The 23,321-nt window shown below is 65.3% G+C and carries 24 protein-coding genes, 1 tRNA gene and 2 pseudogenes; 17 read left to right on the top strand and 10 right to left on the bottom strand.

Annotated elements, in window-relative coordinates; all coding sequences use genetic code 11:
• Window positions 1–74: 74 nt before the first annotated feature.
• A complete protein-coding gene (locus CDN38_RS09840) occupies window positions 75–566 on the bottom strand; it encodes a YajQ family cyclic di-GMP-binding protein (protein ID WP_075511809.1) in 492 nt (163 codons plus the stop codon).
• A gap of 65 nt (window positions 567–631) precedes the next feature.
• Here CDN38_RS09840 and CDN38_RS09835 point away from each other — a divergent pair.
• Window positions 632–715, top strand: a tRNA-Tyr gene (locus CDN38_RS09835).
• Between the two features lie 16 nt (window positions 716–731).
• Here the strand turns inward: CDN38_RS09835 and CDN38_RS31745 are convergent.
• Both CDN38_RS31745 and CDN38_RS09830 read right to left on the bottom strand, forming a co-directional pair.
• Window positions 732–860 carry a hypothetical protein gene (locus CDN38_RS31745; RefSeq protein WP_267888293.1) on the bottom strand — a complete coding sequence of 43 codons (129 nt, stop codon included), beginning with the start codon at window positions 858–860 and terminating at the stop codon, window positions 732–734.
• A 256-nt stretch (window positions 861–1,116) separates the two neighbouring features.
• A complete protein-coding gene (locus CDN38_RS09830) occupies window positions 1,117–1,464 on the bottom strand; it encodes a 2-thiouracil desulfurase family protein (RefSeq protein WP_075511808.1) in 348 nt (115 codons plus the stop codon).
• A gap of 733 nt (window positions 1,465–2,197) precedes the next feature.
• Here CDN38_RS09830 and CDN38_RS09820 point away from each other — a divergent pair.
• Complete coding sequence (locus tag CDN38_RS09820) at window positions 2,198–3,319, top strand: LLM class flavin-dependent oxidoreductase (protein WP_075511807.1); 1,122 nt, start codon at window positions 2,198–2,200, stop codon at window positions 3,317–3,319.
• A gap of 35 nt (window positions 3,320–3,354) precedes the next feature.
• On the opposite strand, the gene CDN38_RS09815 is transcribed toward CDN38_RS09820, so the two are convergent.
• From CDN38_RS09815 to CDN38_RS09800, 4 genes are all read right to left on the bottom strand, one after another.
• The gene (locus CDN38_RS09815) at window positions 3,355–4,158 is read right to left on the bottom strand and encodes a mycofactocin-coupled SDR family oxidoreductase (RefSeq protein WP_075511806.1); all 804 of its coding nucleotides are present in this window, start codon (window positions 4,156–4,158) and stop codon (window positions 3,355–3,357) included.
• A gap of 399 nt (window positions 4,159–4,557) precedes the next feature.
• The gene (locus CDN38_RS09810) at window positions 4,558–5,832 is read right to left on the bottom strand and encodes a cation:proton antiporter (RefSeq protein ID WP_099318919.1); all 1,275 of its coding nucleotides are present in this window, start codon (window positions 5,830–5,832) and stop codon (window positions 4,558–4,560) included.
• Window positions 5,833–5,867: 35 nt separating this feature from the next.
• The gene (locus CDN38_RS09805; RefSeq protein ID WP_233026837.1) at window positions 5,868–6,092 is read right to left on the bottom strand and encodes a DUF4396 domain-containing protein; all 225 of its coding nucleotides are present in this window, start codon (window positions 6,090–6,092) and stop codon (window positions 5,868–5,870) included.
• Window positions 6,086–7,111: an SDR family oxidoreductase gene (locus CDN38_RS09800; RefSeq protein ID WP_233428392.1), complete on the bottom strand. Its 1,026-nt coding sequence runs from the start codon at window positions 7,109–7,111 to the stop codon at window positions 6,086–6,088. The genes CDN38_RS09805 and CDN38_RS09800 overlap by 7 nt, the downstream gene beginning before the upstream one ends.
• Window positions 7,112–7,400: 289 nt before the next feature.
• On the opposite strand from CDN38_RS09800, the gene CDN38_RS09795 reads away from it, so the two are divergent.
• The 4 genes from CDN38_RS09795 to CDN38_RS09780 all read left to right on the top strand — a co-directional run bounded on the left by CDN38_RS09795 (window position 7,401) and on the right by CDN38_RS09780 (window position 9,615).
• The gene (locus CDN38_RS09795) at window positions 7,401–7,823 is read left to right on the top strand and encodes a DUF2784 domain-containing protein (protein ID WP_233026835.1); all 423 of its coding nucleotides are present in this window, start codon (window positions 7,401–7,403) and stop codon (window positions 7,821–7,823) included.
• Window positions 7,824–7,897: 74 nt separating this feature from the next.
• Window positions 7,898–8,395 carry a DUF998 domain-containing protein gene (locus tag CDN38_RS09790; protein ID WP_075511803.1) on the top strand — a complete coding sequence of 166 codons (498 nt, stop codon included), beginning with the start codon at window positions 7,898–7,900 and terminating at the stop codon, window positions 8,393–8,395.
• The gene (locus tag CDN38_RS09785; protein WP_408633011.1) at window positions 8,395–9,339 is read left to right on the top strand and encodes a metal-dependent hydrolase; all 945 of its coding nucleotides are present in this window, start codon (window positions 8,395–8,397) and stop codon (window positions 9,337–9,339) included. Before CDN38_RS09790 ends, CDN38_RS09785 begins: the two co-directional genes overlap by 1 nt.
• 36 nt (window positions 9,340–9,375) lie before the next feature.
• Window positions 9,376–9,615: a hypothetical protein gene (locus CDN38_RS09780; RefSeq protein WP_075511802.1), complete on the top strand. Its 240-nt coding sequence runs from the start codon at window positions 9,376–9,378 to the stop codon at window positions 9,613–9,615.
• Window positions 9,616–9,800: 185 nt separating this feature from the next.
• Here CDN38_RS09780 and CDN38_RS09775 read toward each other — a convergent pair whose 3' ends face one another.
• Together CDN38_RS09775 and CDN38_RS09765 are read right to left on the bottom strand one after the other, a co-directional pair.
• A complete protein-coding gene (locus tag CDN38_RS09775; protein WP_075511801.1) occupies window positions 9,801–10,241 on the bottom strand; it encodes a DUF5994 family protein in 441 nt (146 codons plus the stop codon).
• 531 nt (window positions 10,242–10,772) lie between these two features.
• A complete protein-coding gene (locus CDN38_RS09765) occupies window positions 10,773–10,976 on the bottom strand; it encodes a cold-shock protein (protein WP_036412397.1) in 204 nt (67 codons plus the stop codon).
• Between the two features lie 457 nt (window positions 10,977–11,433).
• Between CDN38_RS09765 and CDN38_RS09760 the strand changes: the two genes are divergently transcribed.
• On the top strand, window positions 11,434–11,928 hold the full coding sequence (locus CDN38_RS09760; RefSeq protein ID WP_244307464.1) for a DUF5994 family protein: 495 nt from the start codon (window positions 11,434–11,436) through the stop codon (window positions 11,926–11,928).
• 285 nt (window positions 11,929–12,213) lie between these two features.
• The gene (locus tag CDN38_RS09755) at window positions 12,214–13,602 is read left to right on the top strand and encodes a cytochrome P450 (protein WP_075511800.1); all 1,389 of its coding nucleotides are present in this window, start codon (window positions 12,214–12,216) and stop codon (window positions 13,600–13,602) included.
• Between the two features lie 272 nt (window positions 13,603–13,874).
• On the opposite strand, the gene CDN38_RS09750 is transcribed toward CDN38_RS09755, so the two are convergent.
• Window positions 13,875–15,041: an FAD-binding domain gene (locus tag CDN38_RS09750; protein WP_099318917.1), complete on the bottom strand. Its 1,167-nt coding sequence runs from the start codon at window positions 15,039–15,041 to the stop codon at window positions 13,875–13,877.
• Window positions 15,042–15,170: 129 nt separating this feature from the next.
• On the opposite strand from CDN38_RS09750, the gene CDN38_RS09745 reads away from it, so the two are divergent.
• The 9 genes and pseudogenes from CDN38_RS09745 (at window position 15,171) to CDN38_RS09705 (ending at window position 23,312) form a co-directional block, all read left to right on the top strand.
• Entirely contained in the window at window positions 15,171–16,052 is an 882-nt protein-coding gene (locus CDN38_RS09745; RefSeq protein ID WP_075511798.1) for a haloalkane dehalogenase, read from the top strand.
• Between the two features lie 40 nt (window positions 16,053–16,092).
• Window positions 16,093–17,163, top strand: a complete 1,071-nt coding sequence (galT, locus tag CDN38_RS09740) for a galactose-1-phosphate uridylyltransferase (RefSeq protein WP_075511797.1) — start codon at window positions 16,093–16,095, stop codon at window positions 17,161–17,163.
• Window positions 17,160–18,242, top strand: coding sequence for a galactokinase (locus CDN38_RS09735; protein WP_075511796.1), 1,083 nt, complete (start codon window positions 17,160–17,162; stop codon window positions 18,240–18,242). Before galT ends, CDN38_RS09735 begins: the two co-directional genes overlap by 4 nt.
• Before the next feature lie 292 nt (window positions 18,243–18,534).
• Window positions 18,535–18,780: pseudogene (locus tag CDN38_RS09730) on the top strand (DinB family protein); the annotation flags it as partial.
• Window positions 18,781–18,794: 14 nt separating this feature from the next.
• A pseudogene (locus CDN38_RS09725) lies at window positions 18,795–19,552 on the top strand (VOC family protein).
• Window positions 19,553–19,686: 134 nt separating this feature from the next.
• Entirely contained in the window at window positions 19,687–19,908 is a 222-nt protein-coding gene (locus tag CDN38_RS09720) for a hypothetical protein (protein WP_075511794.1), read from the top strand.
• Between the two features lie 155 nt (window positions 19,909–20,063).
• On the top strand, window positions 20,064–20,330 hold the full coding sequence (locus CDN38_RS09715) for a DUF1918 domain-containing protein (RefSeq protein WP_075511819.1): 267 nt from the start codon (window positions 20,064–20,066) through the stop codon (window positions 20,328–20,330).
• Between the two features lie 18 nt (window positions 20,331–20,348).
• Window positions 20,349–22,439, top strand: coding sequence for an adenosylcobalamin-dependent ribonucleoside-diphosphate reductase (locus CDN38_RS09710; protein ID WP_075511793.1), 2,091 nt, complete (start codon window positions 20,349–20,351; stop codon window positions 22,437–22,439).
• Window positions 22,440–22,508: 69 nt separating this feature from the next.
• Window positions 22,509–23,312 (top strand): ribosome hibernation promotion factor, encoded by an 804-nt coding sequence (locus CDN38_RS09705; protein ID WP_075511792.1) that lies wholly within the window; start codon window positions 22,509–22,511, stop codon window positions 23,310–23,312.
• Window positions 23,313–23,321: the final 9 nt, after the last annotated feature.

The raw sequence follows: 23,321 nt of genomic DNA, 5'->3' as shown, positions 1-23,321 counted from the left end.
ATGCGGCGCCGCGAGCGTAACGCCAGGGCGAAATTCGGCGCGAAATCTCGCCGTGGCGTTACGCTCGGCGGCGCCTATCGGTAGTTGACGAACTGCAGCGCCACGTCCAGGTCGGCGTTCTTCAGCATCGCGATGACGGCCTGCAGGTCGTCGCGCTTCTTGCTGGTGACCCGAATCTCGTCGCCCTGGATCTGGGTCTTGACAGTCTTGGGTCCTTCGTCGCGGATCAGCTTGGTGATCTTCTTGGCGTTCTCGCTGCTGATGCCTTGCTTGATGGTGCCGGTGACCTTGTAGGTCTTGCCGGAGGCCTGCGGCTCGCCGGCGTCGAAGGCCTTCATCGAGATGTCTCGGCGGATCAGCTTTTCCTTGAAGACGTCGACGGCGGCCTTGGCACGCTCCTCGGTCGACGAGGTCAGTTCGACGGCCTCCTCACCCTTCCACGCGATCTTGGTGTCGGTGCCGCGGAAGTCGAACCGTGTGGCCAGTTCCTTGGCCGCCTGGTTGAGCGCGTTGTCGACTTCCTGCCGGTCGACCTTGCTGACGATGTCGAACGATGAGTCCGCCATTCGATCCGTCCCTTCTTCGATAGCCGTTTGTGCTTTGTCTACCCGGTCGTTGTAACCTGTCTGGCGGCAGGTTGCCCGAGCGGCCAATGGGAGCGGACTGTAAATCCGTCGCGAAAGCTACACAGGTTCGAATCCTGTACCTGCCACCACGGGTCAGGGGCAGTGTCAGCTCGACGACATGGTGATGCCGACGGCGCCCACTATCACCATGACGAAGACCAGTAGGTCGGTCCAGGTCGCGACTATCTCGTCGGTGTCTTTCCGCGCTTGGCGATGTGGCGCAGGCCTGCGCATAGCCCGAGTTCGTGCACCACTTGTTCGGCGTTGCGACGGCTCGTCGACCAACGCGGATCCGCACGAAGACAGCTTCCTGCTCTGGTGGGCATGCACCGTATGGCCACCCGCGAGAAGCCCAGCCGCGCCGATCTTCGGCAATTGGGACCTCTCGACCGCCCGGCGCTCACCGAAAAGCTCGTCAGGAGAATCGCCGGCCTCACGCAGTGAACTTTCCGGCCCTGCCGCCTACCTAGCTAGTCGACGGGCGAAAGTCCTAATGATCCTTGGTTGCGGCCTCCGCCATCTTCGTCCACAAGATGAATACGCCCAGCAACGCACCGCGCACCGCATACAGCGGTCCGCCCTTGGAGTGGTAGAGCCGCAGGCTGTGGCGTTTGAGTACACCACCCCACGCCAGCTGCTCGGGGCAGGGCAGCTGGTGGATGCCGGCGCGTGCGGTGAGCAGTTCGTTGACCACCTCCGCCACCGCCCCGGGGCGGGTAGCGCCGCCGGCATAACGGGTGTTCTCGTTCAGCAGGCAGTGCGATACCAGAACAACGCGGCTACGTTCGTCTGCCAGCTGGTCGAGCAGCAGCCGGGCCGACTCGCGAGATTTCGACATGAGTCAATGTTTCACGAGTTGAGACTGTTGGTCAGCTGAACCGAGAGCCTGCTGCCCGCTGTGCTCGATGGTGTCGAGCATTGTCGATTCATGTTGGGGTGTTTGGGTTTTGGAAATCCAGCCGGCGTACCCCAGTGCCAGACTGACGGCTGCATAGACGGCGGCCTCAGCCCACATGTGTCCGACGCCCCACCTTCTGCCGAGGAAGACCGGCTCATCGACGATGCCACCAGAGTAGCCGCGGCATACGCGGCATGGGCGTATGCGAGCGCGGCGAACGATCCGGAGAAGAACTTGCACACCTCGCGATTCATGGTGTTCCCCTTTCACTACCGCAAGCCCGAGCCGAAGGCAGGCTGCTATAACCCCAGTCGGCGGCGCGGACGCTGCAAACTCAGTCTTTGCTGACCCGGTACCGATCGCTAGGGACCGAAGTCCCTGGCGGGCAGGGATCCAGGTCATCACTACGTGGCATAGGACGGCGCAGTGGCGTGGCGGTGTGCGGCCGGTTGTGCCGGCCCGCCGAGCCAGCATCCGCATGGTCCCTCTCCAAGGACTTTCGGCACTAGCCGGTAAGTGCAGGCGTGACTTGACTTGCGAACGGTATGAAGGAGATAGGCCATGGCGACAGCGACGAGGGTATCCGCAGCGTCGCAACTCGGCCCTGGCGATTGTGCGCGGGCCACGCGGTGGCGACCCTGGGGCATTCGCGGGACAACGGGGTGAGGTCGTCGTGAACGGTTCGCGAATTTCGGTCGGGCTGCAGCTCGGAACCCAACCGCCGCTGACCGCCACCCGGGCCTTCCTCCTCGGAGCCCGGGCCATGCGGCTGGACTCGGTGATGCTCATCGACCACTTCCAGAACATTTTTCCCAACGTCATCTGGGATAAGGACCTGACGTGGCTCGCCGCACGACGGCCCACACCGCACGAATTCTTCGACTACCAAGTACTTTTCGGCTACTTCGCGTCGCGCGTAGGACGCATGCGACTCGGTGTCGGAGTGACCGAGCCGATTCGGCGCCACCCCGTGCTGCTCGCCCAGGCCATGATGACGCTGTCGCATGTCACCAAACGCGCGCCCATCCTCGGTATCGGGGCCGGCGAACGGATGAACCTCGACCCCTACGGGCTCGACTCGTCCCACCCAGTCGCTCGCCTGGAAGAGGCCCTGCAGATCATCCGGCTGTGCCTTTCGACGCAAGGCCCGATCACCTTCTCCGGCAAGCACTTTCGCCTACAGCGGGCGACGATGGACCTCAAACCCGCACCAGACAGGGTGCCGGAGATCTGGGTCGCCGGACACGGTCCGCGCATGCTGGCCTTGACCGGACGCTACGGCGACGGGTGGTATCCCACGACGGTCGTCGCGCCACGCGAGTACGCGGACAAGCTGGCGAAGGTACGAGCCGCAGCCACTGACGCGGGGCGGAACCCTGCCGTCATCACCCCCGCGCTGCGCCGCTTCATGGTGATTGCAGCCACCGAGCACGAGGCGCGAGCCATGCTCAAGACGAAGGTCATCCGGGCGCTGGGGCTCATGACCCCCGCCGATCTGTGGCGGCAAGCCGGGGTGGTGCACCCATTCGGCGAACACTTCAACCCACTGGTCGATTTCGTTCCCGACCATTACGACCGCACGACGATGGACGACGCCATCGCGGCGGTGCCGGACAGCCTGGTCGCCGAGGGGCCACTGTTGTGGGGAACCCCCGACCAAGTGGTGACCAAACTTCGGGCTTTCGGCGACGCGGGCCTGCGCCACGTAGTGCTGGCTCCGGTGTCCGGTCTGGTCTCCAAACGCGCCGCACTCTACGGACTGTCGGCTACCGGGCGGATCGCACGGTCACTTTGAGATCGGATTCCACAGCGGCCGATCGTCAGGCCACGTCAGTGGATGCGGGCGCTGCCGCCGAGGCCGATCTCCAAGACGCTGCCGGTGATGACCCCGGGGTCGGTGACCAGGTAGACCACTCCACGACTGACATCCTCGGGCTGCAGCCACGGTAGCGGGATCGGGTTGGCTTTCATCATGCGGCGCACCAGATCGTCGGGAACGTCGTCACTTCCCGTCGGCTGCACCATCTGGGTCTGGGTGGTGGTCGGGCAGACGACGTTGACCGTGATGCCTTCCTTGGCAACCTCTAGGGCAAGCGACTTCGCCAATCCGATGACACCCCACTTGGTGGCGTTGTACGCGGCGAGTTCGGGGATACCCATTCGCCCGCCCATCGACGATGTCACCACGATCCGGCCGTAGCGCTGGCGGCGCATCACCGGTATGGCCGCCCGGAGGGTATGAAAGGTGCCGGTCAAGTTGGTGTCTACCAGCTGCTGCCACACCTGATCGCTGACTTCCTCCAGCGGCCCGGTGCTGACGATGCCGGCATTGGCCACCACGATGTCGAGGCTGCCCAGGTCGGCGAGCGTCTGCTCCACCGCAGCGCTGACCTGGGCCGGGTCGCGGACGTCGAGAATTATTGGCAGGCAGCGCCGGCCCAGCTCTTCCACGAGTTTGGCCGTGTCGCGTAGCTCCTCCTCGGTACCGAGCGGGTAGCTCAGATTCGCCATCGGCGCGGGCACATCGCCGACGACAATGTCCGCCCCTGCGTCCGCCAAGGCCAGGGCATGTGCACGCCCCTGCCCCCGAGCCCCGCCGGTGATTAACGCCACGCGTCCATCCAAGGCACCCATAGCCGGCAACGTTAGCAGCCATGCCCGGCCATCGACACACCACCGGCTGGGATGCGAAACCGATTGCAGCGACGGGTATTTCGCGCTTGGCAGTTCAGCACGCTATGGGCGAACGCGCCGGGGAACGCAGACACCCCTTACGCGCCCCATGACACCGCGAGGTGGCTTGGTCGCTTGGCGCGGCCGCTGGCAGCTGCCGTCCGGGCAAGGCCGGTCGTCCTCACCATCGCTGACGTACTGCGTCTGGCCGGGGGTCAGCGGGTCGGCCTGTGCCATCGGATCGCCCGCCACCACCGCGGCTGCCCCGAATGCGCCTGCTATCAACATCTTCAGGGCGACCACTGGAATCGCCTCCTCACAGCCAGCGACGTGGTTTAGATAATAATCTTAACTTTTTGCCTAATATCGGTTTCCGGGGAGCCCAGGCTGCGAAGGAGCCAACCGCTTGGTTTCAGCGTGCGATCGCTGGCGACCTTTCGTCGGCTGGGTCCTGCTGGCGGCAGCCCGGTAAGTCGTCGGTGGTTCGACGCGCAACATCTTGGCTATCGGCGCGTCGGTGAACGAGCGCAGCGCGATCGACAGGCCAATGGTGACTGCGACGATATCGAAAACCAGCTCCCTGTTGGTTATCCCCGTCTGTAGCGCCAGCAGCCCGTAGACCACGGAAGCGAAACCTTTCGGCCCGAACCACGCCGCGGTCAGACGCTCTTGTCGGGTAAGGCGTGTCCGCAGAAGGGACAGCAACATCGCGGCCGGCCGGATCATCGCGATAATAACCACGGCCAAAAGCCAGGCGCGCCAGGTAAATCCCGACAATCGTTCCGGGGTGAGCAACGCGCCGAAGACAATCAGCGCGGCGAACTTGGTGACCTGCGACAGCAGATCGCCGAAGCGTTGAAACTCCGCTGCTGCGACGTGATCGAGGGTGGCCAGCGTCGAACCGGCGGCAAAGGCGGCCAGGTAGGGGTTGGCGTGCGTGAGGTGGCAGCCGGCATACACCACCACGGCGATCGCAATGGGGCCCAGAGGCTGCAGGTGCGGTTCTGCGGTGAGTATCTTCGCCCGCCACGCCAATGCCGCGCCGGCGGCCACGCCGACGCCGAGTGCCAGCCCGAGCACCAGTTCTACGCCGACCTTCACCAGTTCGGACCCGGCGCCCCGGGCGGTGGCCAGGAAGATCATCACGAAGGGCAGAGCCAAGCCGTCGTTCAAACCGGATTCCACATTGAGCAGCCGGCGCAACCGTTGCGGGATGTCGGAGCGCCCGACGATAGCCGCTGCGAAGACGGGATCGGTGGGGGACAAGATGGCCCCGACCAAGAATGCGGTCGGCCAGGTCAGGCCGGTAAGGAAATGGACCGGCACCGCGATCCCGACCATCGTCAAGGGCATGCCCATCCCCAGCGCGCGTCCCGACAACGACCAATTTTCGCGCAGCTCTTGAAGATTGGCTCGCTGACCGTCGGTAAACAAGACGGTGAACAGCGCGACGTCGGCAAGCGTGGCGACGAGCGGGTCGTTCGGGCCGATCTTGTCCCAGGCGAGGATCCCCGGCCCGAGTACGGCGCCGGCGACGAGGAACATCAGCGCACCCGACAGCACCGTCCGGGCAGCCACCCCGGACAGCGACACGCTGATGAGGAGCACCACGCCGAACGCCAGGACAAGGGTCACGGAAACTCTTTTTCGGTGGTGGCAACGCGCAGCCGCTACATAGCTTCCTTGATTCCGCGGCTAATCAGCCAGACGTTCGCCGGCCACGCCGTCGCGAACCCGATGATCATGCCGATCTGCATCAGAAACCAGTACGCGGCGGTGTCGGGGTGTAGCGGCGAAGCCGGAAACAGCACGAACGACATCACGGCCGTCCAGCCGAACAGTCCCACCTCAAATGCGGTCAGCGACAAGACGTCAGCCTTGGCCGCCGCTACCATGCCGTCGCGGAACCCCAGGCAGCGGCGACGCCGGCGACGCCGGCCAGTACCGCGCCCGCCGCCACCGCCAGTGGTTTGGCGTTCTCGCGCAGCCACCATTGGGCGCTGACCGCGTGCGAGCGACTGTCGAAATCTCCATGCGCGCCAAAATCTTTGCCGTCTCCGTCGTCCACCGGTTGCCACAGATTGGCGTCTCGAGTGTTGGGTTGGTCGGTCTGCTGCGACGAGTAGCCGTTGCGGGCCAGGTAACGGTCGAGCAGGGCGGGAAAAAGCCGCTGGCCCAACAGGGTCGCGGTGGTGCTGGCGCCCACCCAGTATTCCTTGTGCCTGGGGTGTTTCGCCGCATAGTAGACCGCGCGCGCCGCGACCTCCGGTTGGTAGATCGGTGGTACCGGTTGCGGTTGTCGCGGCAGCCGGGACAGCACCCAGGGGAACTGCGGAGTGTTCAGCGCCGGCATCTGGACGACGGTCACGTGGACGTTGCTGTTGTCATGCAGCAACTCGGTGCGCAGCGACTCGGTGAACCCGTTGACCGCATGTTTGGCCCCGCAGTAGACCGACTGCAGGGGTATCGAGCGGTGGCTCAGGGCCGACCCGACCTGAACGATCGTGCCGTGATCGCGGGGGCGCATGCGCTGCAACGCCGCCATCGTGCCCCAGACGAAGCCCAGATAGGTCACCTCGGTGGCGCGGCGGTATTCATCGGGCGTGATCTCGTCGAACGGGGCGAACACCGAAGTGAACGCCACATTGACCCATACGTCGATCGCGCCGAATCTGCTCTCCACCTCCTTGGCCGCGGCATCGACCTGGTCGTAGCTGGCGACATCGGTGGGTATTGTCAGCGCCTGCCCGCCGGCTTGCTCCACCTCCGCAGCGGCCGCATCCAGCCCAGCTTGGCCGCGGGCCAGCAACCCCACTCGGGCACCGTGTTTGCCGAACTCGCGGGCGGCCGCGCGCCCGACACCGGCGCTGGCTCCGGTGATGACCACCGTCGACGGTGACTTTGAGTGAGTCACAGGATTCTCCTTTGCTAGTGCTATTCGTTGGGGCGAACCGTTCGACCAGCTGCGGTAGCCGGCCGGACACCGCGGACATGACTGCGTGGACAACGGCCTGCGGCATCCATCGAGACGCTGGGCGCTTCTCATCCGCCCACCGGTTACCCCGTTGGGCAGGTGTTAAGTCGCGGAATTGATGACTGTCGCTCGACGAGGGCTCCGTACCGCTGGCCGTCTCGATGAAAACGGGGGGCATTCGATCTACCGTGGTAAGCGGCCCTTGGATGGGTAACGGAAGGTGCACCCGTTGACCGCAGACATGTACATCGCCGTAGTCGTCGTGGTGGTTGCCGCCCACTTCGCCTATATCGCCTACCTGGTGGTCGGCGGGTTTGTCGCGTTGCGATGGCGTCGGACGATTGCCTGTCACGCGTTCGCGGTGGCGTGGTCGGTGGTGAGCTTCACCGGGCACCTCAACTGTCCGCTGACGGGCCTTGAGCGATGGGGTAGGGCACATGCCGGGATGGCGCCGCTGCCACCGGACGGTTTCATCGCGCACTACATCACCGGAGTGGTGTATCCGTCCGGGTGGTCTGGCCCGGTCGCGATAGCCGTCTTCGCGCTCGTCGCCGTCTCGTGGATCCTGGTGTTGGGGTGGCAGGCGCGCCGCCGAACGGTCGATGCGAAGAACAGGCCGCAGCCCCACAGCCTGTTCGAGATCACCGGGTAACAGCGGCTTGACGATTCGGCAAGAAAAATCCGCGCACGCCGATTGCACGCCAGCGAGCCGGGTAACCGCGCACCATGTCGACCCGGTCGACAGTGCCGTGCTGGGCGATTGTGTCGGCGGTGGCACCGCCGCTTGCCCTGCTGATCAGCGCTGCCGTTGCCACCTCGAAGCGCACACGGACCTATGACCCGGTCAGTGAGACGCTGAGCATTCTGGCGGCCAGCGGTCGGGGCGCATGGATTATGACGGCTGGTTTCGTGGTTAGTGGCGGCTGCCTCATCCTCACTGCCGGCGGTCTCCGTGTCTTGGCCGTGCTGCCCCGCGTGGTGCTGGGGCTGGCCGGCTGCTGTGGTCTGGCGGTCGCCGCACTGCCCGATCGACTGGGTACCGCAACCGCCCGCCTGGCGGCTGCCGCTGCCGGTGCTGTCCTGCTGGCGATCTGCCCGTTGCTGGCCGTCTCATGGGACGTGGTGACGGTCCCGGGGCGGCGCACGTATCGGACGGTAGCGGTCTCGGCGGTATTGCTGGGTCTATTGCTCTGGGTTGGCTACAGCGCCTGGCGCGGCACCTGATGACTGCTGTCGAGGAAATTCGGCACGACGGATACCCGACACACCGCCGCAAGGTCCGCTTCGACTGGTCGCACACCCCGTTGCACTGGGTTCCCGACGACCCGTTCAGCACACACATGCTCAACGAGCTGCATTTGTTGCTCCCGGCGGGCGAACGGTGGTTCATCCGGGTCGTCGACGAGGCGGCGCCCTTGGTCGACGACTCCGAACTCGAAGCCGCGATCAAGCCGTTCATCCAGCAGGAGTCCTGGCATGCCTGGGCGCACCAGGTCGTCCTCGACCACCTCGCCGAGCAAGGCATCGACACCAAGCCCTACACCCAGCGGCTGGAAAAGTGGCTGGCCAAGCTGGGAAACCAACGCACCAACTGGCCCGAGCCGTTACAACGTTGGTGGCTTTACCGCCGGGTGGCCGACGTGGCGGCGCTGGAACACTTCACCGCGGTGCTCGGCCAGTGGGTGATCCAAAACCGAGGTTTGGACTACGCCGGAACCGACCCCGTCATGCTGGACCTGCTGCGCTGGCACGGGGCCGAGGAGATCGAGCACCGTTCGTTGGTGTTCGACATCTACCAGAACATCTGCGGGAACTACGTGATCAGAGCATTCTCGATGTTGATGACGGCGCCGTTGTTCGTGTCTTGGTGGATCGCCGGAGCCCGTTACCTGATGGCCAGCGACCCGACCATAGACGCGAAGTGGCGGTGGCGGGATTGGCTGCGCGCGGGCCCGCGAGTACAAGTTGCCGGGACCGTGGCGGATTCTCGTGACGGTGCCGCTCCGCTACATGCGGCCCAGCCATCACCCGAGCACCGAGGCGTCGACGCAAATGGCGATGGACTACCTCGAACATTCGCCCGCCGCGACCGCTGCCCGGGAGAAAGCCGCTCGGGCGCACGAAGATCCAGACCACGACCACTCACCCGGATAAGAGCGGTAAGGTAAGCCGACCCGCCACCCGGCCGGAGGGGAGATTGCAGAGTGGCAACCTTGCGGCGGTACGTCGTCATCCAGCTGATGATGTTCGTGTTCGGCATTGTAGGGCCGATTTTTCTGGTCATGTACTTCGTGTCGCAGCCGGATCCGGCCATGAAGTGGGCGTACTGGATCGGGCTCTTCGTTACCTACGCAGACGTGATGATCGCGCTCGCCCTCACCGCCGCGGGCGACGACACCCAGGGCACACCCCTGACAGGCAGGCGCAGTAGGCAGCGGCACTGAACTGGGCGTGTCTCAACAGAAGACTAACTGCAGACGTGTTGCCGCTCCCACGCCAATTGCGCTCCCGCCCATGATGACGAGTGCCGAAAACCGGCGATTAGAGCGCGTAGCGGCGCGGTGCAATGTCTACACGAATCAGTTGAATAACAACGTAACCGAAGAAAATCTGTTGCCTGTCCCGCGTGTTAGTCATGGAGTAGGCAATCGGTTGTCGAGCCGTTATTCGGGGTGGCAGCGGCCATCATAGAGTCATGTGCGTGGTGCGGGTCGGTGTGATGGGGAACGACCAGCAGGATGATCTTTTGGTTGACACCGAACACTTCGATGGTATTCGCCGGCTGCCGGTAGTAACCGGACAGCTTCACAATTCGTTGACCGATACGCAGCTTCGTCGGCGCTTCCGCCCACTCGGCGAGGTGGTATGTCACGCGGTCGATGGGTCCGAGCCGTACGGAAAGTACTGCTAGCAGATCCGGCAATTCAATTGGAAGATCGTCGCAGTGCGGCCACCATGCCCCGTCGACGTAGCCGGTAGTGGGCGCCTTGGGTTTCAAGCGCAAGCGGGGGGTGTTCTCCGGCGGCGTGTACCGGGAACCGATTATGGTTGAGTTTCGTTTTCGCGTCATCCGACGCTCCCATCTTGGCCGCGATCCGGCCGAACCGATTTATCGGTGATGACGCAATCTCAGATGGTCGCGTGCGAGGAACCGCCGATGGTCAGATACTACTCGCAGTCGGCAGCCGGCGCGCACCCGCTTGTTGGCAGCGTTAGGCTATATTGCATCCCGGCACGCTGACTATGACGTGCAACAAAAGCATTGCAGGCCAACTTATTCAGGCAAGCCGATCGCGAGATGGAAGTGCCATGCCAACGAAACCTATTATCTCAGTGGCGTTTCGGCTTCGGTATGTCGTCCCTGGCGGCTGTGTGTTCCGCTTTGGCGCGCTTGGCGGCGCGTTTCTGCTTGAGTGTCTGGCTGGATTTCTTGCCCAGCGATTGGCGGGGAGACTTATCGGACACGACCGACCCCTTCGTATGGGGCCTGGCTGGTCCCGGTTTCAAGAGCGTACGCCGCTCGAGCGGATAAAGGCTAGTAGGTAACCGAGCGGTGGGCCGGCGAGACACTGCCTGCCGGCCCACCTGACGAAGCGGTCTCTTAGACGGGTGTCACTCCCGTCGCTTGGGGTCCTTTGGCGCCTTGGCCGACCTCGAATTGAACCCGCTGGTTCTCCTCAAGCGACCGATAACCGCTTCCGAGTATTTCTGTGTAGTGAACGAATACATCCTCTGCACCGCCGTCAGGAGCGATGAAACCGAAGCCTTTGTCGCTGTTGAACCACTTCACAGTTCCCTGTGTCATACCTTTTCCAACTTCTTTCTTTTAGAATGGATGCACGGAAACGACATCCACCCTCAAGGTAGCACGTTGGATGGCGGTAGCCGGTACCATGAGCGCACGCCCGCCTGGTCGCTGACGAATTAGCCCTTCGCTCAATATATTTCAAATATTTTGCGATTCGATGCTCCGCGGGGTGTAGCGTCTCCGGTGAACGTTTATTTGCCAACCGGATCCTCGGGTGTCACCACAGCGGACGTGACGATCATTGATTGGCTTCGTTTGTCGATCCCTGACATGCGTGTGTCGGGTCGCACCTACACCTAGACGAAGGGATCGCGATGGAACTCCGTGCGCAATGCCGGAATAGCGCACTGGCAGTGGCGGTTTCGTTGATGCCCTGCGGCCGGGAGTGGGCCGCGCAGCCTGGTGTCACCGCCCGGGCTATACGCGCGGTGGCGTTGGCAACCACGGACGCTCCGTGAACGCAACCGTACGCGGACGCCGCGTGGCCAGCCCGGTGCGGCTTACCTTAGCGACCGACCTGGGCGCACCATTGGACGGGGGATGGTGGCCGCACAAGGCCTCGATAGCGCAGGAGCTTCCCGACCTCATTGACGCGCTGTCCACGCGACTGGGCGACATTGCGGCAATTAGCATCAACTGGTCGTCGGTGGCGGGTTCGGCAGACCTGGACTTGCTGAACTGTATGAGGATGGCGAACCCCGGTGGAATCATTGGCCACCAACGGCTGATGAGGGTCACTGGCGTGGAAACATCGGCGAATCTCCTAGTGGTACCGTGCCGAACTTCTCCTGCCCTCGCCATCATGGTGTTGCGTCAGGCTGCGACCCTGCCCATCATGCCCGTCGAACGCAACACTCAAGCATTTCGGGCCGGCGAGAGCATTGTGCGCGCCGCTCGCGCTCAAAGTTTCTTGCGTAGTCATCGGTTCTCCGACCCCGGATCGGCGTAGACAGGGAATTCGGCTTCGGTCGTGGAATGATTGCGAACATCTCATACCGTGGAGCCCTACGGCATGGATGCTGTTGCCGCCAACTTGGCCGCGGGCGATACTTGGCGATGAAGCGGCATCGACTACGGAACTCTGTGAACCACTTGGTCTCTGGCGTTTCGCGGCCGGGCCGCGAACGTTTGCGGCGGTACCGGGAACCGGAGGCACCGCCACCGCGCACTCAGGCCGAACCCTGCGAACGTGGCGGCACGTGGCCGGCGGCGGCGCCGACCTAGACTTGTACCGATGGGCGATTCCGGGTCACTGCCGCGCGGACCTCGGCTGCCCCGGTGGGTGCAGGCCTTGTTGATGTTGACCGACGGCTCGCATTTCGTGGCCGCGTGTCACCGCCGCTATGGCGGCGTCTTCACCCTGCGGGTGGCCGGGGTGGGGACGATCGTCTATCTGGCTGATCCGGCCGACATCAAGACCGTGTTCGCCGGTGACCCGAGCGTCTTTCACGCCGGCGAGGCAAATTCGATATTGCGGGGGCTGCTCGGCGACAGCTCGCTGCTGGTGATCGACGACGACATGCACCGGGATCGCCGCCGCCGCATGATGCTGCCGCCGTTCCACCGCGACGCGGTCACGCAGCAGGCCCGGCTGATGGCCGAGATCGCCGCGGACAACATTGCCACCTGGCCCGTGGGACGCGATTTCGCGGTGGCGCCCAAGATGTCCGAGATCACCCTCGAGGTGATCCTGCAGACAGTGATCGGTGCCAGCGACCCGGCCCGGCTGGCTGCGCTGCGCGACGTCATGCCCCGGCTACTCAGCGTGGGTCCGTGGGACTCGCTGGCACTGGCCAAGCCCGACCTGCTGCGCCATCGCTGGTGGCGACGGCTGCGTCGCCGCATCGCAGCAGCGGACCAGCTGCTCTACGCCGAGATCGCCGATCGACGCGCTCACCCCGACCTCGCCACACGCACCGACGCGCTGGCGATGCTGGTCCGCGCCGCAGCCGACGACACGGGTCCGCTGACCGACGCCGAGCTTCGCGACCAGTTGATGACGTTGCTGGTGGCCGGCCACGACACCACGGCGACCGCGTTGTCGTGGGCGCTGGAGCGCCTGACGCGCCACCCGCCCGTTCTGGCCAAGGCGGTACGGGCCGCCGATGCCAGCGCGGCGGGTGACCCGGCCGGCGACGAGTATCTGGATGCGCTGGCAAAGGAGACGCTGCGGATCCGCTCGGTGGTGTTCGACGTGGGCCGGGTTCTGACCAGGCCGGTGGACCTGGCTGGTTATCGACTGCCAGCGGGAACCCTGGTTGCGCCGGGGATTGGTCTGGTGCACGGCAGCGCCGCGCTGTACCGCGAGCCGGACCGGTTCGATCCGGATCGCATGCTCGGCGCGACATTGAGTCCAGTCACGTGGTTCCCCTTCGGCGGCGGCAACCGGCGCTGCCTTGGCGCTACCTTCGCCATGGTCGAGATGCGGGTGGTCCTGCGGGAGATCTTGCGGCGGGCCGTGTTGACGACCACCACCGCGTCCGGTGAACGGCAGAAGCTCAAACACGTCATCGTGGTGCCGCATCGCGGCGCGCGCATCCGCGTCCGGGCGATCAATGACGTGCCGGCGGTACCGCGGGCCGCGGCACTGCTGGCGAGTCACGGCGCCAGCGGCGTGAGCTGAAGCCGTTGGTGGTGCCGATCTGGTGAGGGATGTTCGCTGACCTGTGTGTGATTTGCGTCTGCCGCGGTATGGCGTTGCGCTGCGTCGATGGCGTCTTGGCTGGTACTGCCATCCAGGCAAGGGTTGCGCGACAACCCCAGTAACACAACGGATTTGTCGCTCATAGCCGGGCACAACGCCTACCCCCCAACTCCCAGTGACTCAAGTGACTTACAGTAAGTGACCAGGCTACCAGCGCGCGACACCCAACCCCGACTACGCCAGCAGCGGCACTAGATGCCATAGTCAGGCAATTCGAAGTCGTCGCGCACGCTGCCCGCGAAAAACGTTGCCAGCGGCCCGAAGTTCATCGTGCGCATCGCCATATTGCGCAACCACAGGCCGAATCGGGTCCGGGTTGCGAAGTACCCGATGAACTTGGTCGCTCCGGCTTGCTTGCTTTCGACGAAAGGACGCAGCCGCACCTCGTAGGCTTCGAAGGCCCGGCGATGGTCGCCCCCGGCGCGCTCGAGCTCCCCGGCCAGCACGTACGCCTCGGTCATCGCCAAGCCGGTGCCCTCGCCGCCGAGCAGGGAGATGCATCCGGCCGCATCACCGATCAGCAGCACCCGATCGCGAGACCAGCTGTCCATCCGGATCTGACTCACAACGTCGAAGTAGAGGTCGTCGACATCGTCGAGCGTGGCCAGGATCTCTCGGCATTCCCAGCCGGCTCCGCCGAACGCATAGCGCAGCTGGTCTTTTGGCGCCGCACCGCCCTCGCAGCGCGGGGCGCGGAAGATGAACAAGAACATCGTGCGGTCGCCGCGCAGTGCGAAACGGCCCACCTGTCTGCCGGGAATGTTATAGGTGACGTAGCTCAGGTCGTCGCGTGGCCGGTAGCCGCCCACGACCCAGGCTGCGACCTTGCAGCCGAGGTAACGCTCGTAGTTGCGCTCCGGGCCGAAGGCCAGTCCACGTACATTGGAATGCAGTCCGTCGGCACCAATGACCAGGTCGAAATCCCTTGGGGGGCTTGTGCAGAAGGCCAGACGGACACCGCCCTTGTGCTGATCGATGGCAGTGATGCTGTCGTCGAATATCGTTTCGACCTTGCCATCGATCGTGGCGTAGATTGCGGCGGCCAGATCGCCGCGCGGCAGGCTGGTGAAATCGTCACCGAGAATGTGGCGAAAGACGTCGACATCCACGTCGGTTTTGATCTTGCCGTTGGAGCCGACCGAGCGCAGGCGTTCGATCTGGTATCCGGCAGCACGGACCGGGTCTTCGATGCCCATGCGTTTGGCCACCTGATAGCCGACGCCCCAGAAGTCGATTATGTAGCCGCCGGTGCGGAATTTCGGCGCCTGTTCGACCAGCGTCGGGGTATGGCCGGTGCGATGCAGCCAGTACGCGAGCGCCGCACCTGCCACCCCGGCACCGCTGATCGCTACTTGCATACTGCAATTGTGCCCTGTAGCACAATTCGATCACGGGCCGCGCCTGAAGCCCGTTTGCCGCCACCCGGCTAAGATCGCCGTCAGCAAACAACCTGCCGGTTCTTCGAAGAAGTACGCCAGGAGGCCCCGATGACTGCGATCGATCCCACCCCACTCAGCAAGCGGTACCTGATCGTCGACGGCAAGCGGATGGCCTACCACGAGACCGGGGAGGGCCGACCGGTCGTGTTCCTTCATGGCAACCCGACGTCGTCGTACTTGTGGCGCAACGTCATTCCGCACGTTTTCGATCGCGGTCGCTGCCTCGTGCCCGATCTCATCGGCCACGGCGACTCGGACAAACTCGACGACACCGGTCCGGGCAGTTACCGCTTCACCCAGCACCGCCACTACCTCGACGGACTTCTTGATCAGCTCGACCTCGGCGACGATGTCGTCCTGGTTGTCCATGACTGGGGCTCAGCCCTCGGCTTCGACTGGGCCAACCGCCACCGCGACCGCGTCAGCGGCATCGCTTTCATGGAAGCGATCGTCCGGCCACTCACCTGGGCCGAGTGGCCGGAGGCCGTGACCGAAATCTTTCAGGGGTTTCGCTCCGATGCGGGAGAACAGATGGTGATCGAGAAGAACCTGTTTGTCGAGGCGGTTCTGCCCGGCGCGATTCTGCGCAGCCTCACACCCGCGGAGCATGACGAATACCGACGCCCGTTCACCGAGCCGGAACACCGCCGGCCGACCCTCACCTGGCCGCGCGAGATCCCGATCGAAGGCGAGCCCGCCGACGTCCACCAGATCGTTGCCGGCTACGCCCAGTGGCTGCCCGCAACTCACTTTCCGAAGCTTTTCGTCAACGCCGACCCCGGAGCCATTCTCACGGGACCGCAGCGCGAATTCTGTCGCAGCTGGGCCAATCTCACCGAGGTGACGGTGCGTGGCAGTCACTTCATTCAGGAGGACAGCCCGCACGAGATTGGGCAAGCGATAGCCGATTGGCTCGCCACACTCGACTGAGCGAGCGCGGCCACGGCACGGGTCGGTTAATGTTCGAAACGTGACGGCGCCGACGCGGGCGAAGCTGGCCGATGGCCGTGACATCTTGTTCTTCGCGTTGCCCGGTCACCTTCCGCAACCGGTTCCCGATCGTCGGCCGCTGCCGCCGCGGGCCGGGCAGCATTCGGAGTTGCGGTTCGACCGGTCTACCGGTCAGTGGGTGATCATCGCGGCATTGCGTCAAGACCGCACCTACAAGCCGCCGCCCGATCAGTGCCCGCTGTGTCCGGGTCCGACGGGGTTGACCAGCGAGGTGCCCGCGCGCGACTACGACGTCGTCGTCTTCGAGAACCGGTTCCCGAGCCTGTCCGGCGCCGGCGGACTCTCACCGGTCGGCGACGGCTTCGCCTCGGCGCCGGGCCATGGCCGCTGCGAGGTGATCTGCTTCTCCGGCAACCACACCGGGTCGTTCGCCGGCCTCGAAGCGCCGCACGCCCGCCTCGTCGTCGAGGCGTGGCGGCATCGCACCGGTGAACTGTTGAGTCAGCCGGGCATCGAGCAGGTGTTCTGCTTCGAGAATCGGGGCGAGGAGATCGGTGTGACGCTGACCCATCCGCACGGTCAGATCTACGGTTACCCGTATCTGACGCCGCGGACGGCGATGATGCTGCATCAGGCACGCGAGCATCGAATACGCCACGGTAACAACCTGTTTCAAGAAGTGCTAGCCCGTGAGCTGGCCGACGGCCGTCGTATCGTCGCCCGCAGTGACCTGTTCACCGCGTTCGTACCGTTCGCCGCGCGCTGGCCCGTCGAGGTACACATCTACCCGAACCGGTTCGTGCCCAACCTCATCGAACTAGACGCCAACGAGCTGGACGGATTCGCACAGCTCTATCTCGACGTGCTGCGCCGCTTTGACCGCATGTATTCCGGTCCGCTGCCGTACATTTCGGCGCTGCACCAATACACCGACGCGCAGCCGGACGGCTACTTTCACGTCGAGCTGATGTCGATCCGCCGCAGCGCCACCGCGCTGAAATATCTGGCGGGCTCCGAGTCGGCGATGGATGCGTTCATCAGCGACGTGACGCCGGAAAGCGTCGCCGAGCGGCTGCGAGAACTTACGTGACGGTCCGCTATGCCGCGCCGGGGCGGATCAACCTGATCGGCGAGCACACCGACTACAACCTCGGCTGGGCGTTGCCGATCGCGCTGCCGCAGCGCACGGTGGTGAGTTTCGCGCCCGACCGTGGCGACGCGATCACGGTGGCCAGCGACCGCATGGACGACTCGGTGCGTATACCGCTGGACACCGCCCCCGGTGGGGTGGCCGGCTGGGCCGGTTATGTGGCCGGGGTGATCTGGGCGCTGCGCGGCGCCGGCCATCCGGTACCCGGTGGGACGATGTCGATCAGCAGCGACGTCGAGATCGGGTCCGGGCTCTCGTCCTCTGCGGCGCTGGAATGCGCGGTCCTGGGCGCGATCACCTCCGCGGCCGGTGTCCGCATCGACCGCATCGAGCAGGCCCGCCTCGCGCAGCGGGCCGAAAACGACTACGTCGGCGCGCCAACGGGTTTACTCGACCAATTGGCCGCGCTGTTCGGCGAGCCGTCGACGGCGCTGCTGATCGACTTCCGTGATCTCGCCATCCGGCCGGTGCCCTTCGACCCCGACGCTTCCGGGATCACACTGTTGCTGATCGACTCCCGGGCCCGGCATCGTCACGCCGCCGGTGAATACGCGCAACGCCGCGCGTCATGTGAGCGGGCAGCCGCGGTTCTGCAGGTCTCGTCATTGCGCGACATCGACGATCTCTCGGCGCTGGCCGCGATCGGTGACCCGGTGGACGCCCGGCGCGCCCGCCATGTGCTCACCGAAAACCAGCGGGTGCTGGATTTCGTTGCCGCGCTGGCTGTTTCGGATTTCGCCGAGGCAGGCCGCCTGCTCACTGCCTCGCATGCGTCCATGCGCGACGACTTCGACATCACCACCGAACATCTTGATTTGATCGCCGACACCGCGATGCGCAGCGGTGCGCTGGGTGCCCGGATGACCGGCGGCGGATTCGGCGGCTGCGTGATCGCCCTGGTACCGAATGGCCGGGTGGGGGGCGTCGGGCGAGCGGTGCAAAACGCGGCGCGCGACGCCGGCTACCAACAGCCGCTGGTCAGCCGGACCCATGCCGCTGCCGGCGCGGGTCCGGGTTGAGACCCCGCGAGCGCACGCTAATAGTCAGCAGCGGCTGACGTATTGGCGTGTGCTCGACTTGGTGGAAGTCGCGGCAGAGCCGATCCGGCGTCGGCTGCGCCAACCGTTGGCACCTGGTGAAACGCACCGTCACCCAGCTCGCATCTCGGATTCCAGTCACCCGGACGGCGACCTCACAATATCTCGCGAGCTTCGCCGGTGGGCTTGGTCGTACGAAAAGGTCGTCGTCGTGCCGTTGGATCCCGACGAGACCTTCGCGCTGCTCACTCGGCCAGACCGGCTTCGCCGTTGCATCCTTTGTCTCGAATTTCTAGTTCATGCTTGGGATTTCGCGATTGCCACGGACCGGCAAGTGGTCGTGTCCGAGGAGTTGTCGCAGTTCGTGCTGGGGCTGGCCGTCAAGATAATTACCCCCGCCTCCCGCAGCAGCGGCGGTTTCGCCGCGCCGGTGGCGGCCGAAGCCCTTGCCCCGGTCCTTGATCGATTGATCGCCTTCACCGGCCGTGACCCGGCCCTAGCCCACGGATCCGCCAACTAACGAAAGTTCACATCATGCCCGAGAGGAACTGGGTCGACCTGCAGACCACCGATCAGTCTGCGGCCAAGCAGTTTTACTCGTCGCTGTTCAGCTGGAGTTACGACGACAATCCGATGCCCGGCGGAGGTGGCGTCTATTCGATGGCCACGTTGAACGGCGAAACGGTGGCCGCCATCGCGCCGATGCCGCCAGGCGCACCCGAGGGCAGGCCACCGATGTGGAACACCTACATCGCCGTGGACGACGTCGACGCGGCGGTCGGAATGGTGGCCCCCGCGGGCGGACAGGTGCTGATGCCGGCCTTCGACGTCGGCGACGCGGGCCGGATGGCCTTCGTCGCCGATCCGACCGGCGCCGTGGTGCGGTTGTGGCGGGCCAACCGGCATATCGGCGCGACGCTGGTCAACGAGCCCGGCGCGGTCATGTGGAACGAACTGATCACGGACAAGCCGGATTCCGCGCTGGCGTTCTACCAGCCGTGCTGGGTCTGACACACACAACGATGGAGATGGCCCCCGGCCAGCACTACCGGGTGCTCAAGGCCGGCGGCGCGGATGTCGGCGGCTGCATGGAGCCGCCGATGCCCGGGATACCCAACCATTGGCTCGTGTACTTCCTTGTCGACGACGCCGACGCCACGGCAGCAAAGGCGGCGGCGGAAGGCGGTCAGGTGATCGCAGCGCCGTTCGATATTCCGACGGTGGGACGCTCGGCCGTCTTGTCCGACCCGCAGGGGGCCGTATTCAGTGTGCTGAAGCCCGCGTCGCAGTAGGGCCTCGCGGGCGTTGAGGGAGTAATGGCAGAGTCTGTTGGGACCGCTGACGTCGCTCGCAGTAGCGGACCTGGCAGGCGACCGCGGTAGCGTCAAGAATCTTGATCTATCGATGCCGAAGGAACGCTCGCAGTATGAAAATGTGGATACAGATCCGAGACCGCGACGACGATGCCGAGTTCCCGGACGGGGCCGCCTATGAAGTGCTCACCGGCGGCGTGCTGAAGGTCCTCAGCGGCAACGATATTCATCTCTACAGTCCCTCGTACTGGCAGGAGGTGACGATCGATACCCGGCCTGCGGATCAGCAACACAACCAGGGCGACGAGCTGGACGACGATCTGAAATGGCAATGATGCCGCCACCGAGCCGGCACCGAGCCGGCACCGAGCCGGCAGAACCGGAACGGCGGCCGAGGGACTTTCGGCCACCGGAGCTAGTGGCCTACTGCCCTCCCGCCAGCGCGCCGGATGAGCGGACGATTGGACTCGTCCGAGGAAGGTGGATGTTGATGAAGGCAAATGTCGGAGACTGGCTGGTGATCAAGGGCACGACGATCGACCGACCCGACCGTCGGGGGTTGATTACCGAGGTCCATTCAGCCGATGGTTCACCGCCCTACGTTGTGCGATGGCTCGATACCGATCACGTGGCGACGGTGGTCCCCGGTCCGGACGCCGTCGTCGTCACCGCAGCGGAGCAGAAGGCGGCCGACGAGCGCGCGCTGCATCGGTTCGGGGCGGTGCAGTCGGCGATCATGCACGGCAAGAGCACGTAGGCAGCATCGGCTCGGGCGATGGAGTCGGCCACGGCGGCCCGATGGCCGGCACAAGTTCGGCGCCGAGACGCAACGTTGGTGCCGTTCGACATCGCACGGATCGAGGCCGCGGTGGCGCGGGCCGCCCGTGAGGTGGCGTACGACGACCCCGACATGCCGGCCACGGTGGCCAGGGCCGTCGCCGACACCTTGGGTCCGCGCATCGCATCCGTTGAGCGCATTCAGGACTTCGTCGAGGCGCGGTTGGGAGAGGCAGGTCTTGACGACGTTGCCCGCGCGTACATCATCTACCGGCAGCGCCGCGCCGAACTGCGTGCGGCCAAGGCGTTGCTCGGGGTGCGTGACGAGCTGAAGCTGAGTTTGGCGGCCGTGACGGTGCTGCGAGAACGTTATCTGCTGCGCGACGCGTGGGGCCGGCTCACCGAGTCGACGGGCGAGATGATGGACCGGACGGCACGTTGTGTCGCCGCCGCCGAGGACGAGTACCGGACCGGCTCGTCGGCGCAGTGGGCCGAGCGGTTTGCGACGTTGTTGCGCAACCTCGAATTTCTGCCGAATTCGCCCACCCTGATGAACGCCGGCACCGACTTGGGGCTGCTCGCCGGCTGTTTCGTTCTGCCGGTTGAGGATTCGCTGCGATCGATCTTTGCGACCCTGGGACAGGCCGCCGAGGTGCAGCGCGCCGGCGGCGGCACCGGCTATGCGTTCAGCCGCGTGCGGCCCGCCGGGGATCGGGTGGCCACCACCGGCGGCACGGCCAGCGGACCGGTCTCGTTCCTGCGGCTTTACGACACCGCAGCGAGTGTCGTCTCGATGGGCGGTCGACGCCGTGGCGCCTGCATGGCGGTGCTCGATGCGTCGCACCCCGATATCTGCGACTTCATCACCGCCAAGGCCGAATCACCCAGCCACCTCACCCATTTCAACCTGTCGGTCGGCGTCAATGACGCGTTCCTGCGCGCCGTCGAGCGCGGCGGCGCACACCGACTGGTCAACCCGCGCACCGGAAAGACGGTCGCACGCATGCCTGCCGTCCAACTGTTCGACGCGATCTGCCAGGCCGCGCACGCCTGCGGCGACCCCGGACTGGTGTTCCTCGACACGATCAACCGGGCCAATCCGGTGCCGGCACGCGGCCGGATCGAGGCGACCAACCCGTGTGGAGAGGTGCCGCTGCTGCCGTACGAGTCCTGCAACCTGGGCTCGGTCAACCTGGCCCGGATGATCACCAACGGACACCTCGACTGGGACCGGCTCGGTGCGGTCACCGAAGTGGCGGTGCGGTTCCTCGACGACGTCATCGACGTCAGCCGCTATCCCTTTCCCGAACTGGCCGAAGCGGCCCGTGCCAGCCGCAAGATCGGGCTGGGGATCATGGGTTTGGCGGAACTGCTTGCCACACTGGGCATTCCGTACGACAGTGACGAGGGCGTGCGGCTGGCCGGCCAGGTCATGCGCCGCATCCAGCGGCACGCACACCTGGCGTCGAGGCGGCTGGCCGAGGACCGGGGCTCCTTCCCGGCGTTCGTCGACAGCCGGCTGGCCCGTTCCGAGCCACGGCGCAACGCGCAGGTCACCTCTGTCGCCCCGACCGGCACCATCTCACTGATCGCCGGCACCACCGCCGGGATCGAGCCGATGTTCGCCATCGCCTTCACCCGCGCCATCGTCGGCAGGCATCTGCTCGAGGTGAACCCGTGCTTCGACCGGCTGGCCCGCGATCAGGGCTTCTACCGTGACGAGCTGGTCGCCGAGATCGCGCAGCGCGGCGGAGTCCGCGGCTACCCCCGGCTGCCCGCCGAGGTGCGGGCGGCATTTCCCACCGCGGCCGAGATCGCGCCGCAGTGGCACCTGCGGATGCAGGCCGCGGTCCAGCGCCACGTCGACGCCGCGGTGTCCAAGACGGTCAACCTGCCCGCCGCCGCAACCGTCGACGACGTCCGGGCCGTCTATCTGTCGGCGTGGCGGGCCAAAGTCAAGGGCATCACGGTCTATCGCTACGGCAGCCGGCACGGACAGGTGCTGTCCTACGCCGCGCCGGAACCGGTGCTGGCTCAGGCCGGCACCGAGTTCAGCGGCGGCTGCGCCGGACGGTCCTGCGAGTTCTGACTTTGTGTCGGCGGGGCGAATGACTTTCGGCCCTGGCCCGTATGCAGATTCGCGGCGTAATAAGAAGGCATGCGCCACGAAACAGAATTGCCACCAGTTATCGACGTCGACGTGACAACACACGGCGAGCTTCCCGGTGCGGCGGATTATGCGCGCAGCAAGATCGGCCAGCTCGGGCGGCTCACCCACAAACGGGTGCTGCACGCCCGCGTCCGGCTCACCGAGCATCGCGATCGGGCGGTGGACAGACCCGTAGTCGCGCAGGCCAATCTGGATGTCGATGGCCGCTTGGTCCGCGCCCAAGTTGAGGGGGAGACCGCGCAGGAAGCGATCGATCTGCTCGAGGCGCGGCTACGGCATCGGTTGGAGCGGATCGCCGAACATTGGGAGTCGCGGCGGGGCGAGCAACCGGCAGCCGGTCCGCACGAGTGGCGCCATGTATCCGAGCCCAGTCACCGGCCGAGCTACTTTCCCCGTCCCGCCGACGAACGCCGCGTCCTCCGGCGCAAGTCGTTCACCATGGCGCCCTGCACAGTCGACGAGGCGGCGCTCGAAATGAACCTGCTCGACTACGACTTTCACCTGTTCACCGAGAAGGGCACCGCCACTGCGGGCGTCCTTTACCGCGGTGGTCCGACGGGCTACCGCCTCGCGCTGGTGGCCCCGGTGCCTGCCGATCAGCTCAGTCCGTTCGAGCTCGACATGACCATCAGCGCGCAGCCGGCGCCATGCCTGACCCTCGAGGAAGCCACCGAGCGGCTGAGCCTACTCGGGCTGCCGTTCCTGTTCTTCATCGACGCCGCCCAGGGCCGCGCCAGCGTCCTGTATCACCGCTACGACGGTCACTACGGGTTGATCACCCCGGCAGGCTAGCCCAAGACT

The organism is Mycobacterium ostraviense (genome assembly GCF_002705925.1).
In the GTDB taxonomy this organism is placed as follows: Bacteria; Actinomycetota; Actinomycetes; order Mycobacteriales; family Mycobacteriaceae; genus Mycobacterium; species Mycobacterium ostraviense.
Note: the sequence above shows the minus strand (reverse complement) of the source record. Positions and strands in the feature narration are given on the sequence as shown.